27 protein-coding genes and 1 pseudogene are annotated in these 25241 nt (G+C 47.8%); 15 read left to right on the forward strand and 13 right to left on the reverse strand.

All coding sequences use genetic code 11. The features are described 5' to 3' along the window. Position 1: 1 nt before the first annotated feature. Positions 2 to 619, forward strand: coding sequence for an alpha/beta fold hydrolase (locus ACT6PV_RS00565; RefSeq protein WP_445114598.1), 618 nt, complete (start codon positions 2 to 4; stop codon positions 617 to 619). A gap of 104 nt (positions 620 to 723) precedes the next feature. On the opposite strand, the pseudogene ACT6PV_RS00570 reads toward ACT6PV_RS00565, so the two are convergent. Continuing rightward, a pseudogene (locus ACT6PV_RS00570) lies at positions 724 to 1592 on the reverse strand (helix-turn-helix domain-containing protein). A 173-nt stretch (positions 1593 to 1765) separates the two neighbouring features. Between ACT6PV_RS00570 and ACT6PV_RS00575 the strand changes: the two are divergent. Further along, positions 1766 to 2683, forward strand: coding sequence for a DMT family transporter (locus ACT6PV_RS00575; protein WP_445114599.1), 918 nt, complete (start codon positions 1766 to 1768; stop codon positions 2681 to 2683). Positions 2684 to 2744: 61 nt separating this feature from the next. Here ACT6PV_RS00575 and ACT6PV_RS00580 read toward each other — a convergent pair whose 3' ends face one another. The 3 genes from ACT6PV_RS00580 to ACT6PV_RS00590 form a co-directional block, all read right to left on the reverse strand. Then, positions 2745 to 3356, reverse strand: a complete 612-nt coding sequence (locus tag ACT6PV_RS00580; RefSeq protein WP_445114600.1) for an SPOR domain-containing protein — start codon at positions 3354 to 3356, stop codon at positions 2745 to 2747. 26 nt (positions 3357 to 3382) lie between these two features. Beyond that, the gene (gene argS / locus ACT6PV_RS00585) at positions 3383 to 5185 is read right to left on the reverse strand and encodes an arginine--tRNA ligase (protein ID WP_445114601.1); all 1803 of its coding nucleotides are present in this window, start codon (positions 5183 to 5185) and stop codon (positions 3383 to 3385) included. A 150-nt stretch (positions 5186 to 5335) separates the two neighbouring features. Continuing rightward, positions 5336 to 5929, reverse strand: coding sequence for a hypothetical protein (locus ACT6PV_RS00590; protein WP_445114602.1), 594 nt, complete (start codon positions 5927 to 5929; stop codon positions 5336 to 5338). Between the two features lie 336 nt (positions 5930 to 6265). Here ACT6PV_RS00590 and ACT6PV_RS00595 point away from each other — a divergent pair, with 336 nt between their 5' ends. Then, a complete protein-coding gene (locus ACT6PV_RS00595; protein ID WP_445114603.1) occupies positions 6266 to 7963 on the forward strand; it encodes an NAD-dependent malic enzyme in 1698 nt (565 codons plus the stop codon). Positions 7964 to 8149: 186 nt separating this feature from the next. Here the strand turns inward: ACT6PV_RS00595 and znuB are convergent, their stop codons facing one another. From znuB to ACT6PV_RS00610, 3 genes are read right to left on the reverse strand one after another with little or no spacing between them, the layout of a single operon-like run. Next, positions 8150 to 8956, reverse strand: a complete 807-nt coding sequence (gene znuB / locus ACT6PV_RS00600) for a zinc ABC transporter permease subunit ZnuB (RefSeq protein ID WP_445114604.1) — start codon at positions 8954 to 8956, stop codon at positions 8150 to 8152. A 3-nt stretch (positions 8957 to 8959) separates the two neighbouring features. Next, positions 8960 to 9748 carry a zinc ABC transporter ATP-binding protein ZnuC gene (znuC, locus tag ACT6PV_RS00605; RefSeq protein ID WP_445114605.1) on the reverse strand — a complete coding sequence of 263 codons (789 nt, stop codon included), beginning with the start codon at positions 9746 to 9748 and terminating at the stop codon, positions 8960 to 8962. Next, positions 9721 to 10218 carry a transcriptional repressor gene (locus ACT6PV_RS00610; RefSeq protein WP_445114606.1) on the reverse strand — a complete coding sequence of 166 codons (498 nt, stop codon included), beginning with the start codon at positions 10216 to 10218 and terminating at the stop codon, positions 9721 to 9723. The genes znuC and ACT6PV_RS00610 overlap by 28 nt, the downstream gene beginning before the upstream one ends. Positions 10219 to 10349: 131 nt before the next feature. Between ACT6PV_RS00610 and ACT6PV_RS00615 the strand changes: the two genes are divergently transcribed. The 10 genes from ACT6PV_RS00615 to ACT6PV_RS00660 all read left to right on the forward strand — a co-directional run bounded on the left by ACT6PV_RS00615 (position 10350) and on the right by ACT6PV_RS00660 (position 18534). Next, positions 10350 to 11192, forward strand: a complete 843-nt coding sequence (locus tag ACT6PV_RS00615) for a metal ABC transporter solute-binding protein, Zn/Mn family (RefSeq protein ID WP_445114607.1) — start codon at positions 10350 to 10352, stop codon at positions 11190 to 11192. 171 nt (positions 11193 to 11363) lie between these two features. Continuing rightward, the gene (locus ACT6PV_RS00620) at positions 11364 to 11762 is read left to right on the forward strand and encodes an ATP synthase subunit I (RefSeq protein ID WP_445114608.1); all 399 of its coding nucleotides are present in this window, start codon (positions 11364 to 11366) and stop codon (positions 11760 to 11762) included. A 101-nt stretch (positions 11763 to 11863) separates the two neighbouring features. Further along, positions 11864 to 12739 carry a F0F1 ATP synthase subunit A gene (gene atpB, locus ACT6PV_RS00625; protein ID WP_445114609.1) on the forward strand — a complete coding sequence of 292 codons (876 nt, stop codon included), beginning with the start codon at positions 11864 to 11866 and terminating at the stop codon, positions 12737 to 12739. 84 nt (positions 12740 to 12823) lie between these two features. Further along, entirely contained in the window at positions 12824 to 13069 is a 246-nt protein-coding gene (atpE, locus tag ACT6PV_RS00630) for a F0F1 ATP synthase subunit C (protein ID WP_016654735.1), read from the forward strand. A gap of 39 nt (positions 13070 to 13108) precedes the next feature. After that, a complete protein-coding gene (locus tag ACT6PV_RS00635; protein ID WP_445114610.1) occupies positions 13109 to 13579 on the forward strand; it encodes a F0F1 ATP synthase subunit B in 471 nt (156 codons plus the stop codon). 12 nt (positions 13580 to 13591) lie between these two features. Further along, on the forward strand, positions 13592 to 14128 hold the full coding sequence (locus ACT6PV_RS00640; protein WP_445114611.1) for a F0F1 ATP synthase subunit delta: 537 nt from the start codon (positions 13592 to 13594) through the stop codon (positions 14126 to 14128). Between the two features lie 46 nt (positions 14129 to 14174). Continuing rightward, positions 14175 to 15719, forward strand: coding sequence for a F0F1 ATP synthase subunit alpha (atpA, locus tag ACT6PV_RS00645; protein WP_445114612.1), 1545 nt, complete (start codon positions 14175 to 14177; stop codon positions 15717 to 15719). Between the two features lie 77 nt (positions 15720 to 15796). After that, positions 15797 to 16666, forward strand: a complete 870-nt coding sequence (gene atpG, locus ACT6PV_RS00650) for a F0F1 ATP synthase subunit gamma (RefSeq protein ID WP_445114613.1) — start codon at positions 15797 to 15799, stop codon at positions 16664 to 16666. Positions 16667 to 16695: 29 nt separating this feature from the next. Further along, on the forward strand, positions 16696 to 18090 hold the full coding sequence (gene atpD, locus ACT6PV_RS00655; RefSeq protein ID WP_445114614.1) for a F0F1 ATP synthase subunit beta: 1395 nt from the start codon (positions 16696 to 16698) through the stop codon (positions 18088 to 18090). A gap of 27 nt (positions 18091 to 18117) precedes the next feature. Then, complete coding sequence (locus ACT6PV_RS00660) at positions 18118 to 18534, forward strand: F0F1 ATP synthase subunit epsilon (RefSeq protein ID WP_445114615.1); 417 nt, start codon at positions 18118 to 18120, stop codon at positions 18532 to 18534. A gap of 106 nt (positions 18535 to 18640) precedes the next feature. Here ACT6PV_RS00660 and ACT6PV_RS00665 read toward each other — a convergent pair whose 3' ends face one another. From ACT6PV_RS00665 to ACT6PV_RS00690, 6 genes are all read right to left on the reverse strand, one after another. Then, the gene (locus ACT6PV_RS00665; protein WP_445114616.1) at positions 18641 to 18961 is read right to left on the reverse strand and encodes a hypothetical protein; all 321 of its coding nucleotides are present in this window, start codon (positions 18959 to 18961) and stop codon (positions 18641 to 18643) included. A 132-nt stretch (positions 18962 to 19093) separates the two neighbouring features. Continuing rightward, on the reverse strand, positions 19094 to 19705 hold the full coding sequence (locus tag ACT6PV_RS00670) for a hypothetical protein (protein WP_445114617.1): 612 nt from the start codon (positions 19703 to 19705) through the stop codon (positions 19094 to 19096). 158 nt (positions 19706 to 19863) lie between these two features. Then, on the reverse strand, positions 19864 to 20412 hold the full coding sequence (locus ACT6PV_RS00675; protein ID WP_445114618.1) for a glutathione peroxidase: 549 nt from the start codon (positions 20410 to 20412) through the stop codon (positions 19864 to 19866). A gap of 173 nt (positions 20413 to 20585) precedes the next feature. Beyond that, on the reverse strand, positions 20586 to 21134 hold the full coding sequence (locus tag ACT6PV_RS00680) for a hypothetical protein (protein ID WP_445114619.1): 549 nt from the start codon (positions 21132 to 21134) through the stop codon (positions 20586 to 20588). Positions 21135 to 21329: 195 nt separating this feature from the next. Next, a complete protein-coding gene (locus tag ACT6PV_RS00685) occupies positions 21330 to 22091 on the reverse strand; it encodes an AraC family transcriptional regulator (protein ID WP_445114620.1) in 762 nt (253 codons plus the stop codon). 11 nt (positions 22092 to 22102) lie between these two features. Beyond that, entirely contained in the window at positions 22103 to 23341 is a 1239-nt protein-coding gene (locus ACT6PV_RS00690; protein WP_445114621.1) for an MFS transporter, read from the reverse strand. Positions 23342 to 23474: 133 nt separating this feature from the next. Here ACT6PV_RS00690 and ACT6PV_RS00695 point away from each other — a divergent pair, with 133 nt between their 5' ends. Both ACT6PV_RS00695 and ACT6PV_RS00700 read left to right on the forward strand, forming a co-directional pair. Beyond that, complete coding sequence (locus ACT6PV_RS00695; RefSeq protein ID WP_445114622.1) at positions 23475 to 24128, forward strand: TetR/AcrR family transcriptional regulator; 654 nt, start codon at positions 23475 to 23477, stop codon at positions 24126 to 24128. A gap of 131 nt (positions 24129 to 24259) precedes the next feature. Then, a complete protein-coding gene (locus tag ACT6PV_RS00700; RefSeq protein WP_445114623.1) occupies positions 24260 to 25153 on the forward strand; it encodes a DMT family transporter in 894 nt (297 codons plus the stop codon). Positions 25154 to 25241: the final 88 nt, after the last annotated feature.

Consider the following 25241-nt stretch of genomic DNA (forward strand, 5'->3'; position numbering starts at 1 on the left):
GATGGAAGCACTGCCACAGTTAATTTTTTTACCGGGTGCATCGGGCAGTACCCGGTTCTGGCAACCGGTCATGCAGGCATTACCGGCCCGATTTCTTAAGACAGTGATTGCCTATCCCGGATTTGGTGGACATACGGCAGATCCGCAACTGGGCGGTTTTTCAGATTTACAGCATAAGGTTATTGCACAGATTCAGGAGCCGGCCATTGTCATTGCCCAGTCCATGGGCGGAATTCTGGCGGTGCAGTCTGCATTACAGAAACCACAGCTGATCAGGGGACTGGTCCTGGTGGCCACCTCAGGTGGTATCGATTTAAGTGCTTTTGAGCTGAAAGACTGGCGTCATGAATATCAACAGGCCCTGCAGGTGCCGGACTGGTTTGTGCAGCATCATGAATACCTGGATGATCAGTTGCATCGTATTCATTGTCCGGTGCTGTTATTATGGGGTGATCGGGACCCGATCAGCCCTGTGGCTGTGGGTCAGTATCTGGAATCAAAAATCAGTCATTCCCGGCTGGAAATCATTGCAGATGGAGCGCATGATCTGGCAAAGGTGCATACCGATCAGGTCAGTGCATTCATCACTGCATTTATTGAAGACAATATTTTGCAATAAACTGAGTTTTCATCCCGGGGGCAATCTGCCGGGCAGATGGCGATGCTGTCAGCGTATATGTGTATTTGACTGTTATATATACAAATACAAAACCGACAGATTTGTTAACGTCCCTGACCTCTACGCAGCTGTGAAGGACTCTGCTGATAACGCTGTTTAAAACGGTACTGAAATGACTGGCTGAGCTGAAACCGCAGCACAGTGCAATTTCAGTCAGTTCGATCCGGCTATGCAGCACCAGATCATGTACCCGCTGTAAACGCTGCTGTAATACATACTGATGTGGTGGCAGTCCGGTGGACTGTCTAAACATATGGGCAAAATGATATTCGCTCAGATCCACCTGTTGTGCCAGTTCTGCAATGCTCAGTGGCAAATGCAGATGCTGTTCAATCCATTCCAGCACGCGTTTCAGGCTATGCGGGGCCAGTCCGCCCTTTACTGTGGGAAGTTGCCACTGGACATTACTGTAGTGGTGCAGGAGATGATTGAGTAATAAGGTGGCTGCACTGCTGATTTGCAGCCGGTTTGCCGTATCGTGCCAGTCACAATTCAACAGGAAGTGCCGGTATATCAGACTGACCTGTTCATCTGTTGCAAAATTCTGTTCATCCAGGCAGATCCGTGCCGGGTCTTTGTCCCAGATCCGGGTGGCAATGTCACGCAGATGCTGATCGGTATAGTATAGATGTACAAAAGCCAGATCCCCGCGGATATCCCATGTGGATTCCTGCCCTTCCGGCATCAGGCAAAAACGGTCCGGTGCGCCACCATTTCGCCAGCCGGATGAGGTTTTACGGTAACTCTCGTAGCCACCCCGGATATACAGGCTCAGCGTATGATGGTTACTGCAGACATTGACGCGGTCAAGATTGTTTGTCCATGCGGCAAGCTGCATGCCTGAACCCAGCTGAGTTGTGTCCAGCAGGCGGGCATTGTGCTGTTGTAACTGATCTATGGTCTGATACTTCATCGCGTCGAATAAAGGCTCCTGTCAGATCATCAGTTTAACCACTTTTCAGGTTTAAAATATCAGCCTCGGTTAAAAATAAGCAAGTTTGTGCAAGTCAGCACAGTATTGTATAAGCAGATCCCTTAAAAGCTATTCACACTGCACAGGACTGAAATAACAGGTGTGGACTTAACATGAATGCCGGGCTGTATTTTGCTGTTGTACTGATCTGGGGAACCACATGGATTGCCATTGCCGCTCAGCATGGTGAATTCACCCCGGCTGTTGCGGTCTTCTGGCGGTTTATCCTTGCTGCCGGACTGCTGTTTGCCATTCTGCTGCTGTCCGGACGTTTAAAACGACTCAGCCTGGCGGACCACGGGTTTTGTGTTTTACAGGGATTCTGTATTTTCGGTTTTAATTTTATCTGCTTTTATTCTGCAATTGCCTATATCAACAGTGGACTGGAAGCGGTCATTTTTTCGATGGCGGTACTATTCAATACGCTCAACAGCCGTCTGTTTTTTAAACAGCCTGTGTCTGCATATTTTTTCCCTGCGGCACTATTGGGCTTTGGCGGGATGCTGGCGTTATTCTGGCATGACCTTGCCGGCACCGAACTGCACTGGCAGACCCTGATGGCAATTGCACTATGCATGCTGGGCAGTTATGGTTTTTCGCTGGGGAATATGATCAGTCTGCGGCATCAGCAGCGGGGACTGGATGTATTCAGTACCAATGCCTGGGCCATGCTGTATGGGGCTCTGATCATGGCGCTGCTTGCCGGGATACGTGGTGAAAACTTTTTTCCGGCATTTTCTCTGACGGCCGGTATCGCTTTGCTGTATTTATCCATTGTTGGATCGGTGATTGGTTTTACTGCTTATTTTATTCTGGTGGGGCGAATTGGTGCGGGTCAGGCGGCCTACAGTACCCTGCTATTTCCATTGGTGGCGCTGACCATTTCGACCATCTGGGAAAATTATCAATGGAGCCTGAGTGCTGTGGTGGGTGTGCTGAGTATTTTACTGGGGAACTTTATACTGTTTACCCGACCAAAGTGGTTATATCGCATATTGTTAAAGTTCAGACCGAGCCGGCTATTGCCCTGAATGCAGGCGTTAAGTGGCATAAAAAAAGCGACCTTTCAGGCCGCCTGGAGCTAAAAGCCAATTAACGTTTGACCACAATGGAGTCAATACCACTGTGTTGCAGTGTCTGCTGAGCAATGACTGCGGCATTCTGGGATTCATAAGGACCTGAAATAACCCGATACCAGGTCTGGCCATTTTCCGTGGTTTTGATTACATCGGCAGACAGACCATTCAGAATAATTTCGGCACGGCGTGCATCTGCACTGTCCGGATCTGCATAGCTTCTGATCTGTAAAATGTAGGAGGGCTGAGCCGGTACCGGAGGCTCAGAACTGTCCACGCCGGTATCGACATCGTCTGTTGAATTTTGCTGGCTGGTATCCGGTGCTTCCACAATCACCGGCTGACTCTGTACCGGTGTTTCAGGAACTGCCTGCTGCGGGATGGGAGTAACCTGTTGTTGTGGCAGCAGATCATAGAACCGATAGTCCTTATTGGTGTCTTCCTGATAATGCTCAGAGGGAATTTCATTTCTTGGCTGGACGGGTGCCCACGGTTTCCACAGCATCAGGGCCACGGCACAGCTTAACACGATTAAAATGGCCACAAGCGTCCCCAGCCATTTGGGAATCAATGGCTTTTTCGGCTTATTGGGCCGTTCAGATACACCGCGTTGCGTTTTTCCAAACACGTGGAATTCCTCTTTTATTTTTTCTGTTACATTTCAGATGGTGCAGAAACACCCAGCAATGTTAAACCATTTTTCAGGACTTGTTGTACGTTTATTGATAGCAGCAAACGCGCCTGGGATAATGCAATATGCTGATCATCCAGCACTTTTAAATTGTCCAGGTTATACCAGCCATGGAACAGTGCGGCCAGCTCCTTCAGGTAATTGCCCAGCTGGTGTGGTTCATGGCTGTTTGCAGCACGAAGCACAATCTCTGGATAGGCGGCCAGTTTGGCCAGAATTTCAGATTCTGTTTCCAGACTGAGCAATGATGCATCACAGTCACTCAGATTGTTGCGGTCAAAGGGCACATTTTTCTCTGCGGCACGGTTCACCATACGGTTCACACGGGCATGGGCATATTGAATGTAATACACCGCATTGTCCTTGCTCTGTGACACGGCAAGGTCCAGGTCAAAGTCAATGTGCTGTTCAGACTTACGCATGACGTAATAAAAACGCGCAGCGTCATTCCCCACTTCCTTGCGCAGGTCACGCAGCGTGACAAACTGACCGGAACGGGACGACATCTGCACCATTTCACCGCCACGCCACAGGCTGACAAACTGCACCAGTATCACGGTCAGCTTTGATGAATCATAGCCCATGGCATCAATGGCAGCTTTGACCCGGGCAATATAGCCATGATGGTCTGAACCCCAGATATCAATCAGGTCGGTATAGCCACGCTGCAATTTATTCAGGTGATAGGCAATATCCGAGGCAAAATAGGTGGTCTGGCCATTGCGACGCTTTACTACACGGTCTTTTTCATCGCCGAATTCGGTGGATCTGAACCAGATATTTCCGTCTTTTTCGTACAGATAACCACGCTGGTCAAGCGTTTGCAGGGCTTCATCAATTTTTTCGGTCAATGTTGCTTCACTGAACCACTGGTTAAAGGTAACGCCAAACTCACCCAGATCATCCCTGATGTCATCCAGAATGGCGTGCAGGGCTGCCTGATGAAAAACACCATAACCGTTACCCAGCAATTGCTGGGCATTGTGAATTAAGCCATCAATATGTTTTTCCTTATCGCCGGACAGTACAATCTTATTGCCATCTGCATCCATTTCATCGGCATATTGCACATCTTCAGGCACATCCCGGTAAACAGCTGCAACAGGCTGCACATGGGCCTGGCCATCCCTGTCCATAACTTCCTGTGCAATCTCACGGACATAATCGCCCTGGTAGGCATTTTTCGGGAATATCAGTTGCTGGCCGGTCAACTCCAGATAACGCAGATAAGTCGATGTCGCAAGAATGTCCATCTGGCGGCCGGCATCATTGACATAATATTCACGGTCAACGGCGGCACCAGTGGCTTCAAGTAAATTGGCGACGGTCATGCCATAGGCAGCACCACGGCCATGACCGACATGCAGACTGGAGGTCGGGTTTGCAGACACAAATTCGACCTGAATCTTCCTGGCAGCATTGAGCTGACTGCGACCAAACTGGTCTTTCTGTGCCTGAATCTGATCCAGTACAGCAAAGCGCTGGTCGGCATTCAGAAAAAAGTTGATAAAACCGGGTCCGGCAATTTCGGCTTTTGAAATCTCAGCCACTTCAGGCAGACTGGCGAGAATTTTTTCTGCAAGATCACGCGGTTTCATCGCAGCAGCCCTGGATGCAGTCATGGCAATATTTGAGGCGAAATCGCCGTGACTTCGGTCTTTGGTCCGTGTCAGTGTACTGCTGTTGTTCCAGTCGGATGGAAGAATCCCCTGAGATTGAAGGGATTGAACTGCATGATCAAGAGCTGCTTGTATGGCCGTATTCATAATTTATCGGAAAATAAATGTCGCAGAAAAACGCTCAATATAGCAAATTTCGGCAGGTTTTGCTGAAGGCTTTCCATCGAATCGGACAATTTCACTGAAATAGTCGGCACCTACTGATTTTTATTGCGTCAGGCACAGCAGATTCACGGTTTATTCCCGGCAACTGACAGGTTTGTCCAGTAGTTCAGGATGGCCATTCTGGAAGGTATACAGTCTGGAAGCATTAAAGATTTTCAGGGTGCTGGCGGTTTTTAAGGCTGTTGTAAACGGTTGCAGTTTTTTCGGGTTAACAGCGTCAAAAGGGTTGCCATAGTTTTTGTTATCCAGCAGAAACTGGACTGGGCCGGCCTGTTCATCATAAGCCTTTAAAATATCCTGACCATCTTTATTCTGAATGCTGAAACCCGGTTTTTGTGAAGGAATTTTACAATTCAGCCGGAAAAACAGCATATGGCCATCTGCAGATTTATTCTGCAGGCTATATACGCCCTGCAGATTATTTTCAATATAGACCCATTGTCCGGTGGGCATGTTCAGGGTCATTTTCTCCAGCTGTTCCAGTGTGGTTTTGCTGATGTCCACAATGCTTTTTGTATCAACCTCCGGGACTTTATCCTTGCCGGAGAGACCAAACAAACCGGCCACTTTTGACGTTATGCCGGAGGATGCTTTTGAACTGCTCTGACACCCGGCCATCAGGACCGGCAGGCAACAGATGACGATGGTTTTTAATGTACTTTTCATGATGGCGATTTTCTTATTCAATGGTTAAATATAAAGGATTAAAAATAATCAGCAGCGCTCAGCATAAGGGAACAAATGTGGGGCGTCATACTGAAAATGATTCACATCGAAGATCAGATTCATCTGAAAACTGTTCAACAGGTAAATATCAAACAGGCTGGATCCATACAATATAAAACCACAAAAGTATAATCCGATAAAATAGTTACGGTATTATTATCAAATATCTAAATAACCATTTGCTGAAAAACAGGCTTAAGCTTATATCAGATGACCATTGCATATGAATGGATAAACTGAGTCATAGCAGCATGGTCCATATACATGAGACAGGAAATGACAAGCGAAAATCCGAAAAAATATCCGTTATATATTGCATATGCCGGCAATACGCTGCTGGAATTGCCCCTGTTGAACAAGGGTTCTGCATTTACAGAAGAAGAGCGCACCAGATTTAATCTGCACGGTTTAATTCCACATGTGATTGAAAATATTGAGGAACAGAGCCAGCGTTCGTATCAGCAATTCTGTTCATTCAAGGAAGCAATTAACAAGCATATTTATTTACGCAATATTCAGGACACCAATGAAACCCTGTTTTATCATTTGCTGCAAAACCATCTCAGTGAAATGATGCCCATTATTTATACGCCGACGGTGGGCGAGGCATGCCAGCGTTTCTCCGACATTTACCGTCGTCACCGCGGGGTGTTCGTGTCTTACCCGGATCGTAAGCATATTGATGACATTCTGCACAATGTAAACCGCAGAAATGTCAAAGTGATTGTGATTACCGATGGTGAACGCATTCTGGGGCTTGGGGATCAGGGCATTGGCGGCATGGGGATTCCCATTGGCAAACTGTCGCTGTATACCGCATGCGGTGGGATCAGTCCGGCCTATACCTTACCCATTACCATTGATGCAGGCACCAATAATCAGCAATTGCTGAATGACCCGATTTATCTGGGCTGGAATCAGCCGCGGATCAGTGGGGACGAATACTATGAATTTGTGGATGATGTCATTCAGGCCATTCGGCACCGCTGGCCTGAAGCACTGATCCAGTTTGAAGACTTTGCTCAGAAAAATGCCATGCCGTTGCTGGAGAAATACCGGGATCAGATTTGCTGTTTCAATGATGATATTCAGGGAACTGCAGCTGTGTCGGTGGGCAGTTTACTGGCTGCAAGTCGTGCTGCCGGAAAACAGCTGAAAGACCAGAAAGTCGCCTTCCTGGGCGCAGGTTCAGCAGGCTGCGGTATTGCCGAGCAGATTATTGCGCAGATGATTGCAGAAGGCCTGACCGATGCAGAAGCACGGCAACGGGTGTTCATGGTGGACCGTTTTGGTCTGATTACCGAGAACCAGCCGAACTTGCTCGACTTCCAGCGGAAACTGGCGCAACACCCCGAAGCAATCGCCAGCTGGGGCAATGCTGAGGATGTCATTTCACTGCTGGATGTGGTTAAGAATGCCAGACCAACGGTGTTGATTGGCGTTTCAGGTCAGCCTGGCCTGTTTACCGAAGAAATCATTAAAACCCTGAATGAAAACTGTGAACGCCCCATTGTATTGCCGCTGTCCAATCCAACCTCGCGGGTTGAAGCCGTTCCAGCGGATATTATTCAGTGGACTGATGGCAAGGCGCTGATTGCAACCGGCAGTCCATTTCCACCGGTGAACTATCAGGGCAAAACCTATCCTATCTGCCAGTGCAACAATTCCTATATTTTTCCTGGCATCGGGTTGGGTGTGGTGGCGGTTAAAGCCACCCGTGTCACGGACAATATGCTGATGGCGTCCAGTGCAGCACTGGCGGATTGCTCTCCGAAACTGCAGGATATTGATGCTGATCTGTTGCCGGATTTAAATGAATTACAGCAGGTCTCAAAAATTATTGCCTTTAAGGTGGCAAAAGCGGCCATTGCAGATGGTGTTGCACCTGCAATTAGTGATGAATTGCTGCAGGACAGTATTGAAGCCAATCTCTGGCAACCGGAATACCGCAGCTATAAGCGGGTTTCTTTCTGATGTTTTCTAATGTCTTAAAAGGCTGTAGCAGATCAGTAATGTACTGATCTGCTGTTCTGCAGGGAATGGCCTGTAAATAAAGTGACCTGTTGCCAATACATCAGTTCCGGCATAAAGCCATTAAAATATCCCACATACATAGGGTACTGTAATACTTTGCCCACCTATTGCTGAATAAAACAGGGCTCAATTGCAGACCATTTTTCTGATTCTGGTGAAGCAGAAAACTACAATAAACAACAGAGACATGCAGAGTACAATACTCAGACCGGTGGCGGTGTTTAAGCCGGCACTGGACCATAGTCCGACAGAAATTCCGGTTTGCGCAATAACAAATGCCCAGATCACCATCTGCCGTGGAGAATGTGCCAACAGGCGTGCCGTCAGCGCAGGAATGACCAGTAAGGCCCCCATCAGCAATGAACCCACTGCACGTAAGGCCAATACTGTAAACAGTGCAAGCAGTGACATAAAAATCAGGCGCTGCCATCTGGCGTTTATACCTTCGCTGACGGCAATGTCCGGGTCAATGGCGATCTGAATCTGTGCTCGCCAGTGCTGATATAAAATAATTAGAGCGAACACAATCACAGTGGCAAATACGGGTAAATCTGACCAGGAAATGGTCAGTAAGTCACCAAACAGATAGCTGAGCAGTTCCGGGCGCAGGCTGGGCAGATGCTGAATCAGAATCAGTCCAGCACAAAGCAGTGTTGCTGAACACAGCGCCAGCAGGGCATCATTGGGAAGGCGCGGATCATGCAGAACCCAGAGAACGCCCACCAGCAGTATGGCAACAAAGACAACACCCGCCCATAAGGGCAGACTTAAGGCACCGGCAATGGCAACCCCGAACAAAGTACCATGCGCCATGGTGTCTGCAAAAAAAGACATGCGCCGCCACAGCATCAGACAACCCAGCGGGGCAGTCAGAAACACCAGTAATGTGCCCATAATCCATGCTGGCAACAGCAGTTGTAACCATTCCATCATGGTTTAAGCTTCCGGTTCGGGGTGAATGTGTGGGCGGGGATCCTGCTCGCCTGTGGTTGCAGTGTCGCCATGCGCACAATGTTCATGATGATGCTGATAAAATACCCGCTGGGTGCCGAATAATGCAATGTATTCCGGGTGTTGCTGAATGTTTTCGGGCAAACCGCTGCAACAGATGTGCTTATTCAGACAGACCACCCGCTGGGTACCCTGCATGACCCATTGCAGATCATGTGAAACAATCAGTACGGCACAATGATAGCGTTCAGGCAGACTGCGCACATAGTCGTACAGCTCAGCTTCGGACTGAATGTCCAGTCCCTGCATCGGCTCATCCAGCACCAGAATATCCGGTTGCCGTAACAATGCCCTGGCAAGCAGGACCCGCTGGCGCTCTCCTCCGGAAAGCTGTTGCACGGTTGCGTCATGCAGTTTTGCAATGCCGGTGTCATGGATAATCTGTTCTTTGATGTCTGCACTGCATTTTTCAAGACTGAGCAGGTCCCCGACGCGCAGCGGTAAACTGTGGGAGGGATTGAATTTTTGTGGAACGTAGGCAAGTTTCAGCTTTTTATTGGCAATGACTTTACCTGAACTGGGCTCGGTAATGCCCAACAGTACTTTGATCAGGGTGGATTTTCCTGCCCCGTTTGGACCGATCAGGGTGACGATTTCCTTTTCATGTAATGAAAAGTCAACATGTTTTAAAATGTCCCGGCCATTAATGTGTACATTAATGTCTTTTAAGGTGATCAGCCTTGAGTTCAGACCTGATTCATACACTGCTGACAAACTCCTGATATTTCAATAATACTTTGATGCGCATTAAATTGATCAGAAGCTGCGAGTTGATCGAGTTGCTGAATCAGCTTCGGTGCAGAAGCTTCCTTGACTGCATGACATTCCGTACAGATTAAAAAAGCAGCCTGGTGCCCTTCACGCGGATGACAGCAGGGAATATAGGCATTGATTGAACTGAGACGGTGAATCAGTCCCTTTTTCAGCAAAAAATCCAGTGAGCGATAGACGGTAGGTGGTGCGGCCAGCCGCTCGGAAGAACCTTTGAGCTTTGCCAGCAGGTCATAGGCACCAATGGGTCCGCTTGCATCCAGGATCAGTTTCAACACTTCCTTGCGCAGCGGCGTCAGGCGGGCACCGGAGACTGCACAGAGACGTTCCGCTTCTGAGAGGCGCAGCTCTACATCATGGTGGTCATGGACCCCATGCAGGGTATTATGATGTCCGTGTGAACATACAGTCATAGCCAATCCTCAGAAGCTGGGAAAACAGCCTTAAATATTAACATGAAGCCATGTCATCTTACGAAATAGCGTAGGTTTTTTCCAAATTATGTTATATTATAACACATAAAATACATTGGTATCATTGTTCCATGAGTCGTCTTCTTGCGTTCTGTTTATGTTTCATTTCTGCAGGTATGGCCTGGGCCAGGCCGCCTATGGCTGTGTCCATTCATCCGATTTATCTGATTGCCACGGAAATCACCCGGGGTGTGGAAACACCGGAGCTGCTTCTGAAAAACCAGAGTGGACATGATGTACAGCTGACGCCGGCTGACCGGAAAATGATTCAGGATGCCTCACTGGTGATCTGGGTGGGAAAAGAACATGAAGCACCGCTTGAAAAGGCCCTGGGTGGCAATACACGGGCTGTTTCAATCCTCGGTTCAGGCATTATTCAGCCTTTGCCACTGAGAACGACCCGTGGCATGGCCATTAAGGACACGGTCGATACCCATATCTGGCTGGATCCCAACAATGCCGTCAGAATCGGTTTTTTCATTGCTGCACTGCGTTCCCAGCAATATCCTGAAAATAAAGCCATGTACTGGGAAAATGCCCACAGATTTGCACAGGATATGCTCCAGGCTTCCCGGCAGGTGGCTGGAAAAGGTGGTGCACGGCCTTACTGGGCATTCCATGATGCCTACCAGTACCTGGAAAGACCGCTGAATCTGAAATTCAGTGGCGCATTGACTGATGACCCGCATGTGGCACCGACTGTGGCGCAGATTAAGTATCTGCATGATTCACGTCCATCGGCAAAAATGTGTCTACTGGCAGAGTCCAGCGCAAGTCCATCCCAGTATCGCAAGCTGGGGGATATCGTTTTTCAGCCTGTCGGAGAAACCCTGTCTCAGTACCAGGATTTTGTGGTGGCATGGCAGACGGTGGCCGGTGAAATACAGGCCTGTGTGTCATCTGCACGGAAATGATGCAAAAATAAACAGCCCAATAGAATAAAAAAAGTAATATAATGACTGGCAAATCCACGATGAAAAGTCGGGAAAAGATTGCATGTTCAGGGGTGTAACCCTATAATGCCTGCGATTAAAAACGATCATCAGCTGAACCTGTCAGGCATTTGTGCTGTGAGTGGATAAAAAATGAGCCGAACTGGTCGCCTGGTTGACCGACGATTAGCGAAAGCTCTGGTCCTGTTACAGGCATGCATGATTCCCGTTGCAGCGCTGATTGCATGGGTCCTGAAGGACCTGACTGCAGCGGTAAGTGCGGCATTGGGCGCATTGATCTGCTGGCTCGCCAGCTGCTATTTTTGCTGGCAATCATTCAGGACCGCAGGTGCGCGGGCCTCCAGGCAGGTTCTTTCGAACATGTATCGGGGTATGACAGGCAAATTTGCGATTGTGATCGTTGGTTTTATTTTAATTTTAAGCAATGTCAGACCGTTATCCCCGGTTGCATTGTTTTGTGGTTTTATTCTCGTTCAGACTATGTCGTGGGTTGCTCCGTTCTGGGTGTCACGTCTGCAGAAACGGGTATAAACAACAAGAATGGATAATTTTTGGAGTGGGACGGAATATCAGCAGCGAGCGATATTCGTTTCATTTCTTTTTTAGTATTTGACTTTGACCAGGTGTGATTTATGGCTGCTGAAGAACATGCCCTTACTTCGACAGAGTATATCAAGCATCACTTGACCAATATGACCTATGGCAAAATGCCGGACGGAACATGGAAATTGGCAGAAAGTGGTGAAGAAGCTCAGCAAATGGGGTTCACTGCAATTCACCTGGATTCAATGGGTTGGTCAATTGGGCTTGGTATTCTTTTCTGTTTGTTATTCTGGAGTGTTGCAAGAGCTGCAAAAGCAGGTGTGCCAACAAAATTCCAGTCCGCAATCGAAATGATTATTGAGTTTGTTGACTCCAGTGTCCGCGACACCTTTCATGGCAAATCACGTTTGATTGCACCGCTGGCCCTCACCATTTTTGTGTGGATTTTCCTGATGAATGCGATGGATTTAATCCCGGTGGACTGGATTCCGCATCTTGCAGGAATTATTGGTGCTAACGTATTTGGCATGGACCCTCACCATGTTTACTTCAAAATTGTTCCATCTACAGATCCAAACATTACCCTGGGTATGTCACTGTCTGTATTTGCACTGATTTTGTTCTACAGTATCCGTGAAAAGGGAATTGGTGGTTTTGTCGGCGAATTGGCACTGAACCCGTTTAATCCGGCTAATCCGATTGCGAAAGCGATCTTGATTCCCGTCAACCTCGTGCTGGAACTGGTAACCTTTCTTGCCCGGCCGGTTTCACTGGCGCTGCGACTGTTTGGTAATATGTATGCAGGTGAGTTAATCTTCATTCTGATAGCATTGCTACCGTTCTGGATTCAGTGGGCGCTGTCGGTGCCGTGGGCTATTTTCCATATTCTTGTGATTACGTTGCAGGCATTTATTTTCATGATGCTGACCATCGTATACCTGAGCATGGCAAGCGAAAAACATTAATGGTATTACCTGACTGTCGCTGGATGATAGTCAGGAATTTTTTTTAACTTAATCTGGTATAAACCTAACCTCTGAGGAATTATCATGGAACTAGGTCTTGGTCTTGTTGCGATTGCAGCTGCTATTTTGATCGCTTTTGGTGCTTTGGGTACAGCGATCGGTTTTGGTCTTTTGGGTGGTCGTTTTCTTGAAGCTGTTGCCCGTCAGCCTGAACTGGCGCCACAACTTCAAACCCGTATGTTCTTAATCGCAGGTCTTCTTGATGCTGTGCCTATGATCGGTGTTGGTATTGGCTTGTTCTTCATCTTCGCTAATCCATTTGTAGGTTAATCAGCTTAATTCCTAAATTAAACCATTGAGGAATTTGCAATGAATATCAACCTCACATTGATTGGCCAGGCGATTGCATTTGCGATATTTGTCGCATTCTGCATGAAGTTTGTATGGCCACCACTAATCAATGCGATTAGTGAGCGTCAGCGTCGCATAGCTGATGGCTTGAATGCTGCTGAAAAGGCGAAAGCGGATCTTGCAGATGCGCAGGCGCAGGTAAAGCAGGAAATTGATGCGGCCAAAGCACAGGCGGCTCAGTTGATTGAACAGGCAAACCGTCGTGCAGCACAACTGGTCGAAGAAGCACGTGTCCAGGCGGCTGCGGAAGGTGAGCGTATCCGTCAGCAGGCTAAGGAAGCTGTTGATCAGGATATCCATACTGCCCGTGAAGAATTACGTCAACAGGTTGCTGCACTTGCAGTTGCCGGTGCAGAGAAAATTCTGAACCAGCAGGTTGATGCAGATGCTCATAATGCCATGCTGAATCAGCTGGCTGCTAAACTTTAAGAGAGGCGAAATATGGCTGAACTCCTGACGTTGGCACGCCCGTACGCTAAAGCAGCATTTGCCTATGCATCTGAGCAGAATGCAGCTGACAACTGGTCAAATGCATTGCAGGTGCTCAGTGCTGCGGTGCAGGACGAAGCATTTTCCGCTTATTTGAATCGTCCTGAGTTGACACCTGTTGAGCAGGTCGGTCTTTTTGCGAAAGTCCTGGGTGATGAACAGACTGCCGCGGTGTCAAACTTTCTGACACTTCTTGCAGAGAATGGCCGTCTGACGTTATTGCCTGAAATTGAAGCAGAATACGAACAGCTTAAATCGCAGAATAACAATAGTGTGGATGTCGTGATTGAATCTGCATTTCCACTTGATTCAGTGCAGGAACAGAAACTTGCTCATGCACTGGAAAAGCGCTTGAACAGTTCTGTGAAAATAACTGTGGAAGTGAATCCGGCGCTCATTGCCGGTGTGGTTATTCGTGCAGGCGATCAGGTCATTGACGATTCTGCGTTGAACAAGCTTGAAAAAATGCGGACCCGTCTTCTTGCCTGAAGGCATAAGGGAAGACTGAACTAATAAAAGATTGAGGTATAGCGCAATGCAACAACTGAATCCATCCGAGATCAGTGCGCTCATTAAACAGCGTATCGGCGATCTGGACACCAGCGCAACCGCTAAAAACGAAGGTACCATTGTTATGGTATCCGACGGTATTGTGCGCATTCACGGCCTTGCTGATGCAATGTACGGTGAAATGATCGAATTCGACGGCGGCTTATTTGGTATGGCACTGAACCTGGAACAGGATTCAGTGGGTGCTGTCGTTTTAGGTAACTACTTAAGCCTTCAGGAAGGCCAGAAAGCCCGTTGTACAGGTCGTGTACTGGAAGTTCCGGTCGGCCCTGAACTGCTTGGCCGTGTCGTGGATGCCCTGGGGAATCCAATTGATGGCAAAGGCCCGATTGATGCAAAACTGACGGATGCTGTTGAAAAAGTAGCACCAGGCGTGATCTGGCGTCAGTCTGTGGATCAGCCGGTACAGACTGGTTATAAATCAGTGGATACCATGATTCCTGTCGGCCGTGGCCAGCGTGAGCTGATCATCGGTGACCGTCAGACGGGTAAAACAGCAATGGCGATTGATGCGATCATTGCACAGAAAAATTCCGGCATTAAATGTGTATATGTTGCCATTGGTCAGAAACAATCGACCATTGCCAACGTGGTGCGCAAGCTGGAAGAAACCGGTGCCATGGCGTATACCACCGTTGTCGCAGCTGCGGCAGCTGATCCTGCAGCAATGCAGTATCTGGCGCCGTACGCCGGTTGTACAATGGGTGAATATTTCCGTGACCGTGGTGAAGACGCATTGATCATTTATGATGATCTGTCCAAGCAAGCGGTTGCGTATCGTCAGATTTCACTGCTGTTACGTCGTCCGCCAGGTCGTGAAGCGTATCCGGGTGACGTATTCTATCTGCACAGCCGTTTACTTGAACGAGCGTCCCGTGTATCTGCTGACTACGTTGAAAAATTCACCAATGGTGAAGTGAAAGGCCAGACAGGTTCCTTAACGGCGCTGCCGATTATTGAAACTCAGGCTGGTGACGTATCTGCATTTGTACCGACCAACGTGATTTCCATTACTGATGGTCAGATCTTCCTGGAAACATCATTATTCAACGCAGGGATCCGTCCTGCTGTGAACGCCGGTATCTCTGTATCGCGTGTAGGTGGTTCTGCTCAGACCAAGATTATTAAAAAGCTATCCGGTGGTATCCGTACCGCATTGGCACAATACCGTGAACTGGCAGCGTTTGCTCAGTTTGCTTCTGATCTTGATGAAGCAACCCGTAAGCAGCTTGAGCATGGTCAGCGTGTGACTGAGTTGATGAAACAGAAACAATATGCGCCTTATTCAATTGCTGATCAGGCGGTTTCGGTTTATGCATCCAATGAAGGTTACATGGCTGATGTTGACGTGAAGAAGATTGTGGATTTCGATGCTGCATTGATTTCCTACTTCCGTTCAGAGCATGCTGCGTTAATGCAGAATATCGATGAAACCGGTAACTACGACAAAGACATCGAAGCTGTAATCAAAGCAGGTATTGAAAGCTTTAAAGCGACTCAGACTTACTAAGTTAAGCCTTAGTTAAGTCTGATTCACGGATCAACCTTCGAGGGTTCAGTCGGACTCTCGAAAATTGGGTTAAGCGTATGGCAAATTTAAAAGAAATTCGCGCCAAGGTCGCCAGCATCAAAAGCACGCAAAAGATTACCCGTGCAATGCAGATGGTGGCTGCTTCCAAGATGCGTCGTGCGCAGGAGCGCATGGCTCAGGGCCGTCCGTATGCCGAAAATATGCACCGTGTCATTGCTCACCTGGTCCAGGCGAATCCTGAATATAAACATCGTTATATGGTTGAACGTCCGGTAAAACGGGTTGGCTATATCATTGTTTCCTCAGATCGTGGTCTGGCAGGCGGTTTGAACATTAACCTGTTCAAAAAAGTTGTTAAGCATGTGCAGCAACAACAGGAGCAGTCAATTGAAGTTCAGTTTGCTTTGATTGGTCAGAAAGCGGTTTCGTTTTTTAAAAACTACGGCGGTAAGGTGTTGGGTGCGACAACAAATGTGGGCGATACACCGGATCTGCAACAGTTGTCCGGATCGGTACAGGTGATGCTGGACGCTTTTGATAAAGGCGAACTGGATCGTATTTACCTGGTCTCCAACGGCTTTGTCAATGCCATGACTCAGAACCAGAAAGTAGAACAACTGGTTCCGTTGGCAGCGGCTGCTGAAGAAGAGAATCTCAACCGGACTTATGGCTGGGACTATCTGTATGAACCTGAAGCTGAAGAGCTTTTAAATGGTTTACTGGTTCGCTATATCGAGTCCATGGTATATCAGGGTGTGATTGAAAATATCGCATGTGAGCAATCTGCACGAATGGTGGCAATGAAAGCTGCAACCGACAATGCAGGTGAGCTGATCAAAAGCCTGCAACTTATTTATAACAAGCTGCGTCAAGCCGCGATTACTCAGGAAATTTCTGAGATCGTTGGTGGTGCCGCTGCCGTTTAACATTATTTGTTTGAATTGAGGAGACAGCAATGAGTAGCGGTCATATCATTCAGATCATCGGCGCGGTTATCGACGTCGAGTTTGAGCGCAACAGCGTTCCTAAGATCTATGACGCACTCCAGGTTGATGGAACTGAAACAACGCTTGAAGTTCAGCAGCAGCTGGGCGACGGTGTGGTTCGTACTATCGCAATGGGTTCTACCGAAGGTCTTAAGCGTGGTCTTAATGTATCCAATACCGGCGCGCCGATTTCTGTACCTGTCGGTACAGCGACACTGGGCCGTATTATGGATGTACTGGGTCGTCCGATTGATGAAGCGGGTCCGGTTGCAACGGAAGAACGTTTACCGATTCACCGTCAGGCACCTTCCTATGCAGATCAGGCTGCGTCCACCGACCTGCTGGAAACCGGGATTAAAGTCATTGACTTGCTTTGCCCGTTTGCCAAAGGTGGTAAGGTTGGTCTGTTCGGTGGTGCCGGTGTTGGTAAAACCGTCAACATGATGGAGCTGATCAACAACATCGCCAAAGCACACTCAGGTTTATCTGTGTTTGCCGGTGTGGGTGAGCGTACCCGTGAAGGGAACGACTTCTATCACGAAATGAAGGATTCCAACGTTCTTGACAAAGTAGCCATGGTCTACGGTCAGATGAATGAGCCACCGGGTAACCGTTTACGCGTCGCGCTAACAGGTCTGACCATGGCGGAATATTTCCGTGATGAAAAAGACGAAAATGGCAAAGGTCGTGACGTATTATTATTCGTCGACAACATTTACCGTTATACACTTGCAGGTACTGAAGTATCAGCATTGCTGGGCCGTATGCCATCTGCGGTGGGTTATCAGCCGACACTTGCAGAGGAAATGGGTGTTCTTCAGGAGCGTATTACCTCAACGAAATCCGGTTCGATCACCTCGATTCAGGCCGTATACGTACCTGCCGATGACTTAACGGATCCATCACCTGCAACAACGTTTGCTCATCTGGATGCAACAGTTGTACTGAGCCGTGACATCGCATCTTCCGGTATTTACCCGGCGATCGATCCACTGGATTCAACTTCACGTCAGCTGGATCCATTGGTGGTTGGTGCTGAGCATTATGAAATTGCACGTTCTGTACAGAATGTATTGCAGCGTTATAAAGAGCTTAAGGACATCATCGCGATTCTGGGGATGGACGAACTGGCCGAAGAAGATAAACTGGTGGTTTACCGTGCACGTAAAATCCAGCGTTTCTTCTCTCAACCGTTCCATGTTGCCGAAGTGTTTACTGGCGCACCGGGTAAACTGGTACCGCTGAAGGAAACCATTCGTGGCTTTAAAGGTCTTTTGGCAGGTGAATACGATCACATCCCGGAACAGGCGTTCTATATGGTGGGTGGTATTGACGAAGTTATTGCGAAAGCTGAGAAACTTTAATTAGCAACCCTGATTCAGGAGGTTCTCATGGCAACAATGCAATGTGATGTCGTCAGTGTAAAAGAGTCTATTTACTCCGGCACAGTGACCATGCTGATTGCCAAAGGTGCAGGTGGTGAACTGGGTATTATGCCGGGTCATGCACCGCTTGTAACTTTGCTGCAACCGGGCCCGATCCGTGTCCAGCTGGAAAACGGTACAGAAGAAATTGTCTATGTATCCGGCGGCGTACTGGAAGTTCAGCCACATGTGGTGACGATTCTTGCAGATACTGCAATTCGTGCCGACAATCTGGACGAAGCTGCAATTCTGGAAGCACGTAAAAATGCTGAAGCCTTGCTGGCAAACCAGAAAAGCGATCTGGATTCTGCTGCTGCACTTGCCTCACTTTCAGAGCTTGCAGGTCAGCTGGAAACGATCCGTAAAATCAAAAATCGTGCTTAAATCGGCAATGATTTGAGATAAAAAAGCCACCGTCAGGTGGCTTTTTTATAGGTTCAGGATGTAACAGGAAAGAGATTATTCAATGGCCAGCTGAAAATCGGTTGACTCAGCTGACCAGGCTCAGTCCCTGCCTGGACTCAGCTTTCGGCTGGGGATTCTGGGAATTCCTTAATGGGTTCACCTTCCAGTCACAGAATCTGTGTTTGCTGTGAGCCCGCTTTAGACCGGTATGTGGATGTTCTGGGAAACCAGGTACGATTTCACCAAAATACATTTCATATTCGACATTGATCGGGGTAGTCTGAGAAGCAAGTGCAGCACTCCCTTTCAGGAAACGGTCATGGTGGTGGACTGTAAACAGGAGTGGATCCTTCAGATTAAGGTGGGTATCAACGGGGGCGATGGAGTAAATGATTGCATTAGACATATTGGGGACTTCTGATTGAAGTCTATATGCGGTTATATCGCCATACTTCAAAACAATGCAGATGTCCCCTAATTTATGGAGTAAAAGCACTTCTGTCTATCCGGGAACTGTAAGAAAAACACATTCCGGACCTTATTGATCAGCCGCTGCCATTTTGTCTGTGGGTAACAGCATGGCTGTGAGATTGATCATTTCCATCTGAATGGTTCCCATCTGCTGCTCAATCTTCTTAAAATCAATTTTGCTTAAATCGACATCACCATTTAAAAATGGAGAATTCAGCACTTGCTGACTGGCTTGCAGCATATGCTGGCGGATGGTATCGATTTCCTGGCTTTTTAGATTGAGTGAATTCAGTGTGCTGTTCAGGGCATGTAATTGCTGGTTCAGCTCCCGGGCGCTCTGTTGCAGCTGTTGCTGATTCTGTGTAGTCACCGCCTGCTGTAAATCGGTCTGGACCTGCTGCAGTTTGTCTGGAAAATCACCTGCTTTGAGTTGTATGCTGGCGACATCCCGTGCAATGGAGAACATATTGCCACGCTTTAATTCTGCCTGATGTTCAGGGGGTCGATCAGCCGTGGTTTGCGCCGGTTTTTCCGTTTCTGATGCAGCCTCTGCCAAAGCCATATTTTCGGCAGATTCAGTCTGATGGCCGGATTGAGCCGGTTGGTCACAGGCAGACAGTAACAGCGCGGAACTGAGCAGGACCAATGGGAACAGCAGGTTCTGTTGAGGTATTTTCATGACAGGACAGATTAAAAGTAGTGATATCTGCCAATGTAGTGCTGAAATGTGGAGAAATATCGAATTGTTGCAAAGCAATAACAGAGGATTGCCGAATCCATAAAAAGGCATACAGGATATATGCCTTTTCGTACCAACACGGTGCCTGGTGTTACAGACTATTGATTGCTCGCCAGTTCGGCATTGATTGCATCGACGATGCGTGGATCATCTGCGGTAATATCCGGTGCAAAACGGGCGACCACGTCACCCTGACGATTGACCAGGAACTTCTCAAAATTCCAGAGCACTTCCGGCTTTGGATTGGGAATCAAACCATAATCCTCAAGGTCTTTCCACCATGGTCCTTCACCGATACGTTCAGGAATGGCATGAATGAGCGCCTGATAAAGTGGATGTTTGTCTTCGCCTGCGACAGATATTTTTGCAAACAGTGGAAAATGAACATCGTAGTTTAAGCTACAGAACTGCTGGATTTCTTCATTGCTTCCCGGTTCCTGAGCCAGGAAGTTATTTGCCGGAAAACCGAGAATTTCCAGACCATCTTCTTTTTTTGCCTGATAAAGTTTTTCCAGACCTTCGTATTGTGGGGTCAAACCACATTTTGATGCGACATTGACCAATAATAAAACCTTGCCCTGATAGTGGTTCAGGGTGATTTCATCGCCCTTGATGGTGTGTACAGGGATATCGTAAACAGATGCCATGTCTGATTGTCCTTATGCAGTATGCTTGAAATGACTGTACTGTTGTTGTAGCGGTTATTTGCCAGGGCGACAAGTATTTATTGCATGGCACAGCTGAAAAGTCACAAAAAAGCAGATTACCGGTTTGTGCCGTTCAACTGCCCGTCATCTTGCAGATGCCATGATGCCCTGAATTATCTGGCCGTACCGGCTTTGATTTGCAGGGTCTGTTTGTCTGCCATTAAGTCCAGTTCCAGTTCAGTTGCCTGCTGTTGCAATGCATTAATTTTATTGATATCCAGTGGTCGGGCGATGCCAGCTTCTGACAGTTCAAGTCCCAGGTGGTTGGATTGTTTCATTTTGTCCCTGAGAGCATTTGCTTCGGTACTTTTCAGTGTCAGTGCATCCAGATCCTGATTAAAGCCTTCCACGTAGCTTTTCATTTTAGCCACGATGGTATTCAGTGCGTGTGGATCATCTTTTTTCTGTACGGCCTGGGTCACTTCATCCCGGAAGACGGATTCTTCCCGTGCCTTGATACTGGACAGGGTCTCGAGCTGAGTTAAATCGCTTTTAATATCGGCTGCGTTGTCCCTGCTTAATGAGAGCTGAGCAGTCTGTGACGATGATATAGAACTGGCTGATGCAGTATGGTCAGGTTGCTGGCCACAGGCGGTTAATGCAAAAGCCAGCAGACCCACAGAGGTCATATTGCAGAGAGAAGCAGGGAATAATTTTTTCATTATTGCATCCTGGTTGATTCAGGTGATTGACCGTGATCTGATGCCATGCATTCAAACCTGATACAAAGCACAGTCCCGGGTTAAGTGTATATGCAGAATCTCACAGTTAACAGCCTGAATTCCATGATTGTTTTGTAGATGGGCTTATAAGTTGTGAAAAAACTACAGCGCGACTCCATCATTATTATTGTGTTGTCAGGCATCCCGCATCTGCGCCGGGGTCTGTCCGGTCTGGCGCTTAAAGAACTCAATGAAACTGGAACTGTGCTGATACCCCAGTTCATAGCTGATGTGCTTGATACTGGAACCCTGACGTAACTGGCTGATAGCGTAAATAATTTTTGCACGATTGCGCCATTCTGAAATTGGAATCTGTAATTGTTGCTGGCTCAGCCGTAAAACATGCCGCTCACTTAAATGAAAGGGAGCGATAATTTGCTGCAGACTACTGGTAAATTGCTGTGGATCTGCCAGTTGTTTCAGAATCGGCTGTAGTACCGGGTGATTACTCTGAGGTAAATACTGATCATAGGCTGGCGCCAGCTGTATCTGGTCCAGCAAAATCTGCAGCAGATGCTGCTGATAGACCGGCACTGGAAAACCTGCCTGTTTCTGATGGAGCAACTCTGCCACCGTATGTCGCAGAAAAGGAGTGATACTCAGGGTTTTGCAGCGAGATGCAAAATAGTGACATAACGAGGGATGAATACGGATACAGATATAATGAGTCACATGCTCATCCAGGGCAACAGAGCAGTGTTCAGTCCGTGGCGGAATCCAGAAACCGTAACTTGGGGGAGATAAAAATAATTGCTGATGAATCCAGAATTCCAGCAGGCCATTCAGGCTGAAATTGAAATCTCCCCATAAACTGCTATGGGGAGTGACAGTATCATGTTTTTGATAATGAAATTCTTCAATTTCGATCAGGTCTTTCAGCGCTGTTGAAATCTGCATGGGTCCGGTATTCAGGTGGGTGTTTCACACTCAAGTCTGGGGTTATTTAACCCGCGTGACCATGTGAAAATTGAAACAATGGCCAGGATAATGAAGCTGAGTACACTATACAGCAAAGTATTTGCATTGAAGTGATCGACAATATAACCGCCGAACAATGAACCGGTCGCGATCATGACCTGAAAGAAGCCAACAAATAAGGGCATGCCTTTCTCAACTGCATCCGGTGCGTGTACAAACATCCAGATATTGGCTGTGGTTGGAAAGGCACCGAATGCAAAACCCCACAATGCAGTCAGGGCATATGCGCCCACTTCGTGCACTGCAAATACCGGGAAGCTGAAAAATACAACGGCAAAGCAGATACCAATGAACGCAAAGGTGTAACGCACATTTAAATTGCTGCTATAGCCTGCAAATGCATTGCCAAAAATTCCGGAAATGCCATACAGCAACAGCAGTGAACTGATGGTTGCACCGTCAAAGCCAGCCACATTTTTAAAGAAAGGCGCCAGGTAGCTGAAGGACGAAAAATGCGCCAGGCCAATCAGCAGGATAATGATCAGGCCTTTTCTGGCTTTGGGGTCACGCAGCAGTGCCGGTAGGTCACGCAGATGAATGGCTGAACCCGGTTTCAGTTGCGGCAGAAATAACAGTTCCAGCAACAGGACGATGGCGCCGATCGCGGCGGTAATCATAAAGGCACTGCGCCATCCCAGAAATTCACTGATCCATGTCCCGATTGGAACCCCCAGCACCGTCGCCAGGGTAACACCTGCCATGACAATAGCTGTCGCTTTGGCAATGGGTAAATGTTTCGGTGCAAGCCTGCCACTCAGGGCAATGGCTGTGGCCCAGAAACCGCCAATGGCTATACCCAGCATAAAACGGCTGAATAATAACAGGCCAAAGGTGGTGGAAATGGCGGTGATCAGATTGGCAATAACCATGATTGCAGTCAGCCCAATCAGCAGATAGCGACGATCAAGTTGTCTGACCCATACCGGCAGCAGTGGGGCTGCCAGGGCTGCCATGATGCCGGGCAGGGTAATTACCAATCCGGCCGTTCCACTGGAGATATGCAGGTCTGCTGCAATACTGTTTAACAGGCCAATGGGTAAAAACTCACTGGTGACCAGTGCAAATGCGGTTACCGCAACAGTCAATAGAGCATACCAGTTTCCCTGAGACAACGGGGGGGCTGGTTCCGCCATCTTTTCAGAAATGGAGGATGTGGATGTTTGAGCCATGGTAATGATTCCCTGGTCTGAATCTGGGGGATGGAATAATTAAATAATGATCGTTATGAAAATAAAATATTTGATTGAAAACCGAATGTCAATTAATTTAATAGTGATTGTTATAAAAAAATATGTGAAGTTTATGACAGAGCGTAAAAATACTGTGGCATTACCGCTTTCGGCAGCTGAAACCCGGCGCAAGCGCGGACGTCCGAAATGTTTTGATGAACAGGATGCCCTGCAAAAGGCGATGCTGCTGTTCTGGGAGTATGGCTATGAGGCGACTTCCATCAGTGACCTGACGCAGGCGCTGAATATAACAGCACCCAGCCTTTACAGCAGTTTTGGTGACAAGGCACAGCTGTTTCAGCGTTGTCTGGCTTATTATCTGGAGCATGAGGCCTGTTCGGCAGACCGGATTTTTGTGCAGGCACGCACCGCCAGGGTCGCAATCGAACTGTATCTGTATGAAAACGTAAAAAAACTGGTGCAGGACCATAAGCCGACCGGATGTATGCTGGTGGTGGCGACCATGAACTGCTCGGAACAAAATCAGCAGATTCAGCATGAATTATTGCAAAAAAGGCAGGGTGCCAAGCAAAAAATCCTGGCGCGGCTGGCCAAGGGGGTAGCAGATGGTGACCTGGCACCAGATTGCCGTATAGCGGAAATGACTGATTTTTACAGTACGGTCATCCAGGGGCTGACCATGCAGGCCCGTGATGGTCTGGCGAAGGCACAGCTGGATCAGGTGGTCAGCCATGCCATGAAATCATGGGATGTATTTATTAAATAGAGCGGTATAGGTCGTGGTGAAATTTTGGTCGGAATGTCGTAATTTCCCTATTAATGTCGGATATTCCATATATCTATTATTTCAGACCTGGCTGAAAATAACCTGTATCTGTCACTGAAAGCTGAAGCGGTATGAATCTGAAATCACGACATCACGGGTGGGCATTTGTCCTGCCGCTCATGGCTGTTCTGATCTGGTCAATGAATATTGCAGTGACTCGTTATGTTGCGGACTATATTTCTCCGGTCAGCATCAGTTTCTACCGCTGGCTATTGGCCTTCATGGTACTGACTCCATTCATGCTGGTGAAAGTGTGGCAACAGCGACACCTGATCAGACGGCATTTTTTTCAGTTTGCGGTGCTGAGCGCATTCGGCATGGTGCTGTATCAGGGGCTGGCCTATACGGCATCACACCATACCACAGCGACCAATATGGGCATTGTCAATGCACTGATTCCGGTCTTCACTATTTTTGTTTCTATGGCTGTTCTGCAGGACATACCGAACCGCTTTGCTGTTACAGGCAGTATTCTGTCTCTTGCCGGTCTATTGTATGTCATGGCTCAGGGCAATTTTGGCAGTTTACTGGAGCTTGGACGGCATCAGGGCGATTTTCTGATGTTGATTGCAGTGTTCTTTTATGCCTTTTATGGGGTTTTCCTTAAAAAGTGGCAATTACAGGTGCCATTACTGATCAGCTTATATATACAGATTGGTTTTACCCTGATCTATCATTTGCCTTTTGTCATCTGGGCCGGACTGGACAGCATTAATGCTCAGAATGCTGCCAGTGTATTTTATGCCGGTATTTTCCCGTCATTGCTTGCACCTTTGCTGTGGATGATGGCGGTTCAGTCTATCGGCCCGAATCGGACCAGTATTTTTATGAATTTAATGCCGATTATCACCGCGGTGATCGCCTGTTTCTGGCTGGGTGAGGGCTGGACCATATACCATAGCGTGGGTGGACTGGTGATTCTGGTGGGAATTATACTCGCCCAGCAAAAACGGCGAACAGGCTGAGAGGAAGGACAGTAATTTGTGATGATCTTTCTAAAAACCGGAAGATCGGGTTAAAAAGTGAACAAGTGATCACCGGTATTGTGTCTTA

This window comes from Acinetobacter sp. WZC-1, assembly GCF_052544965.1.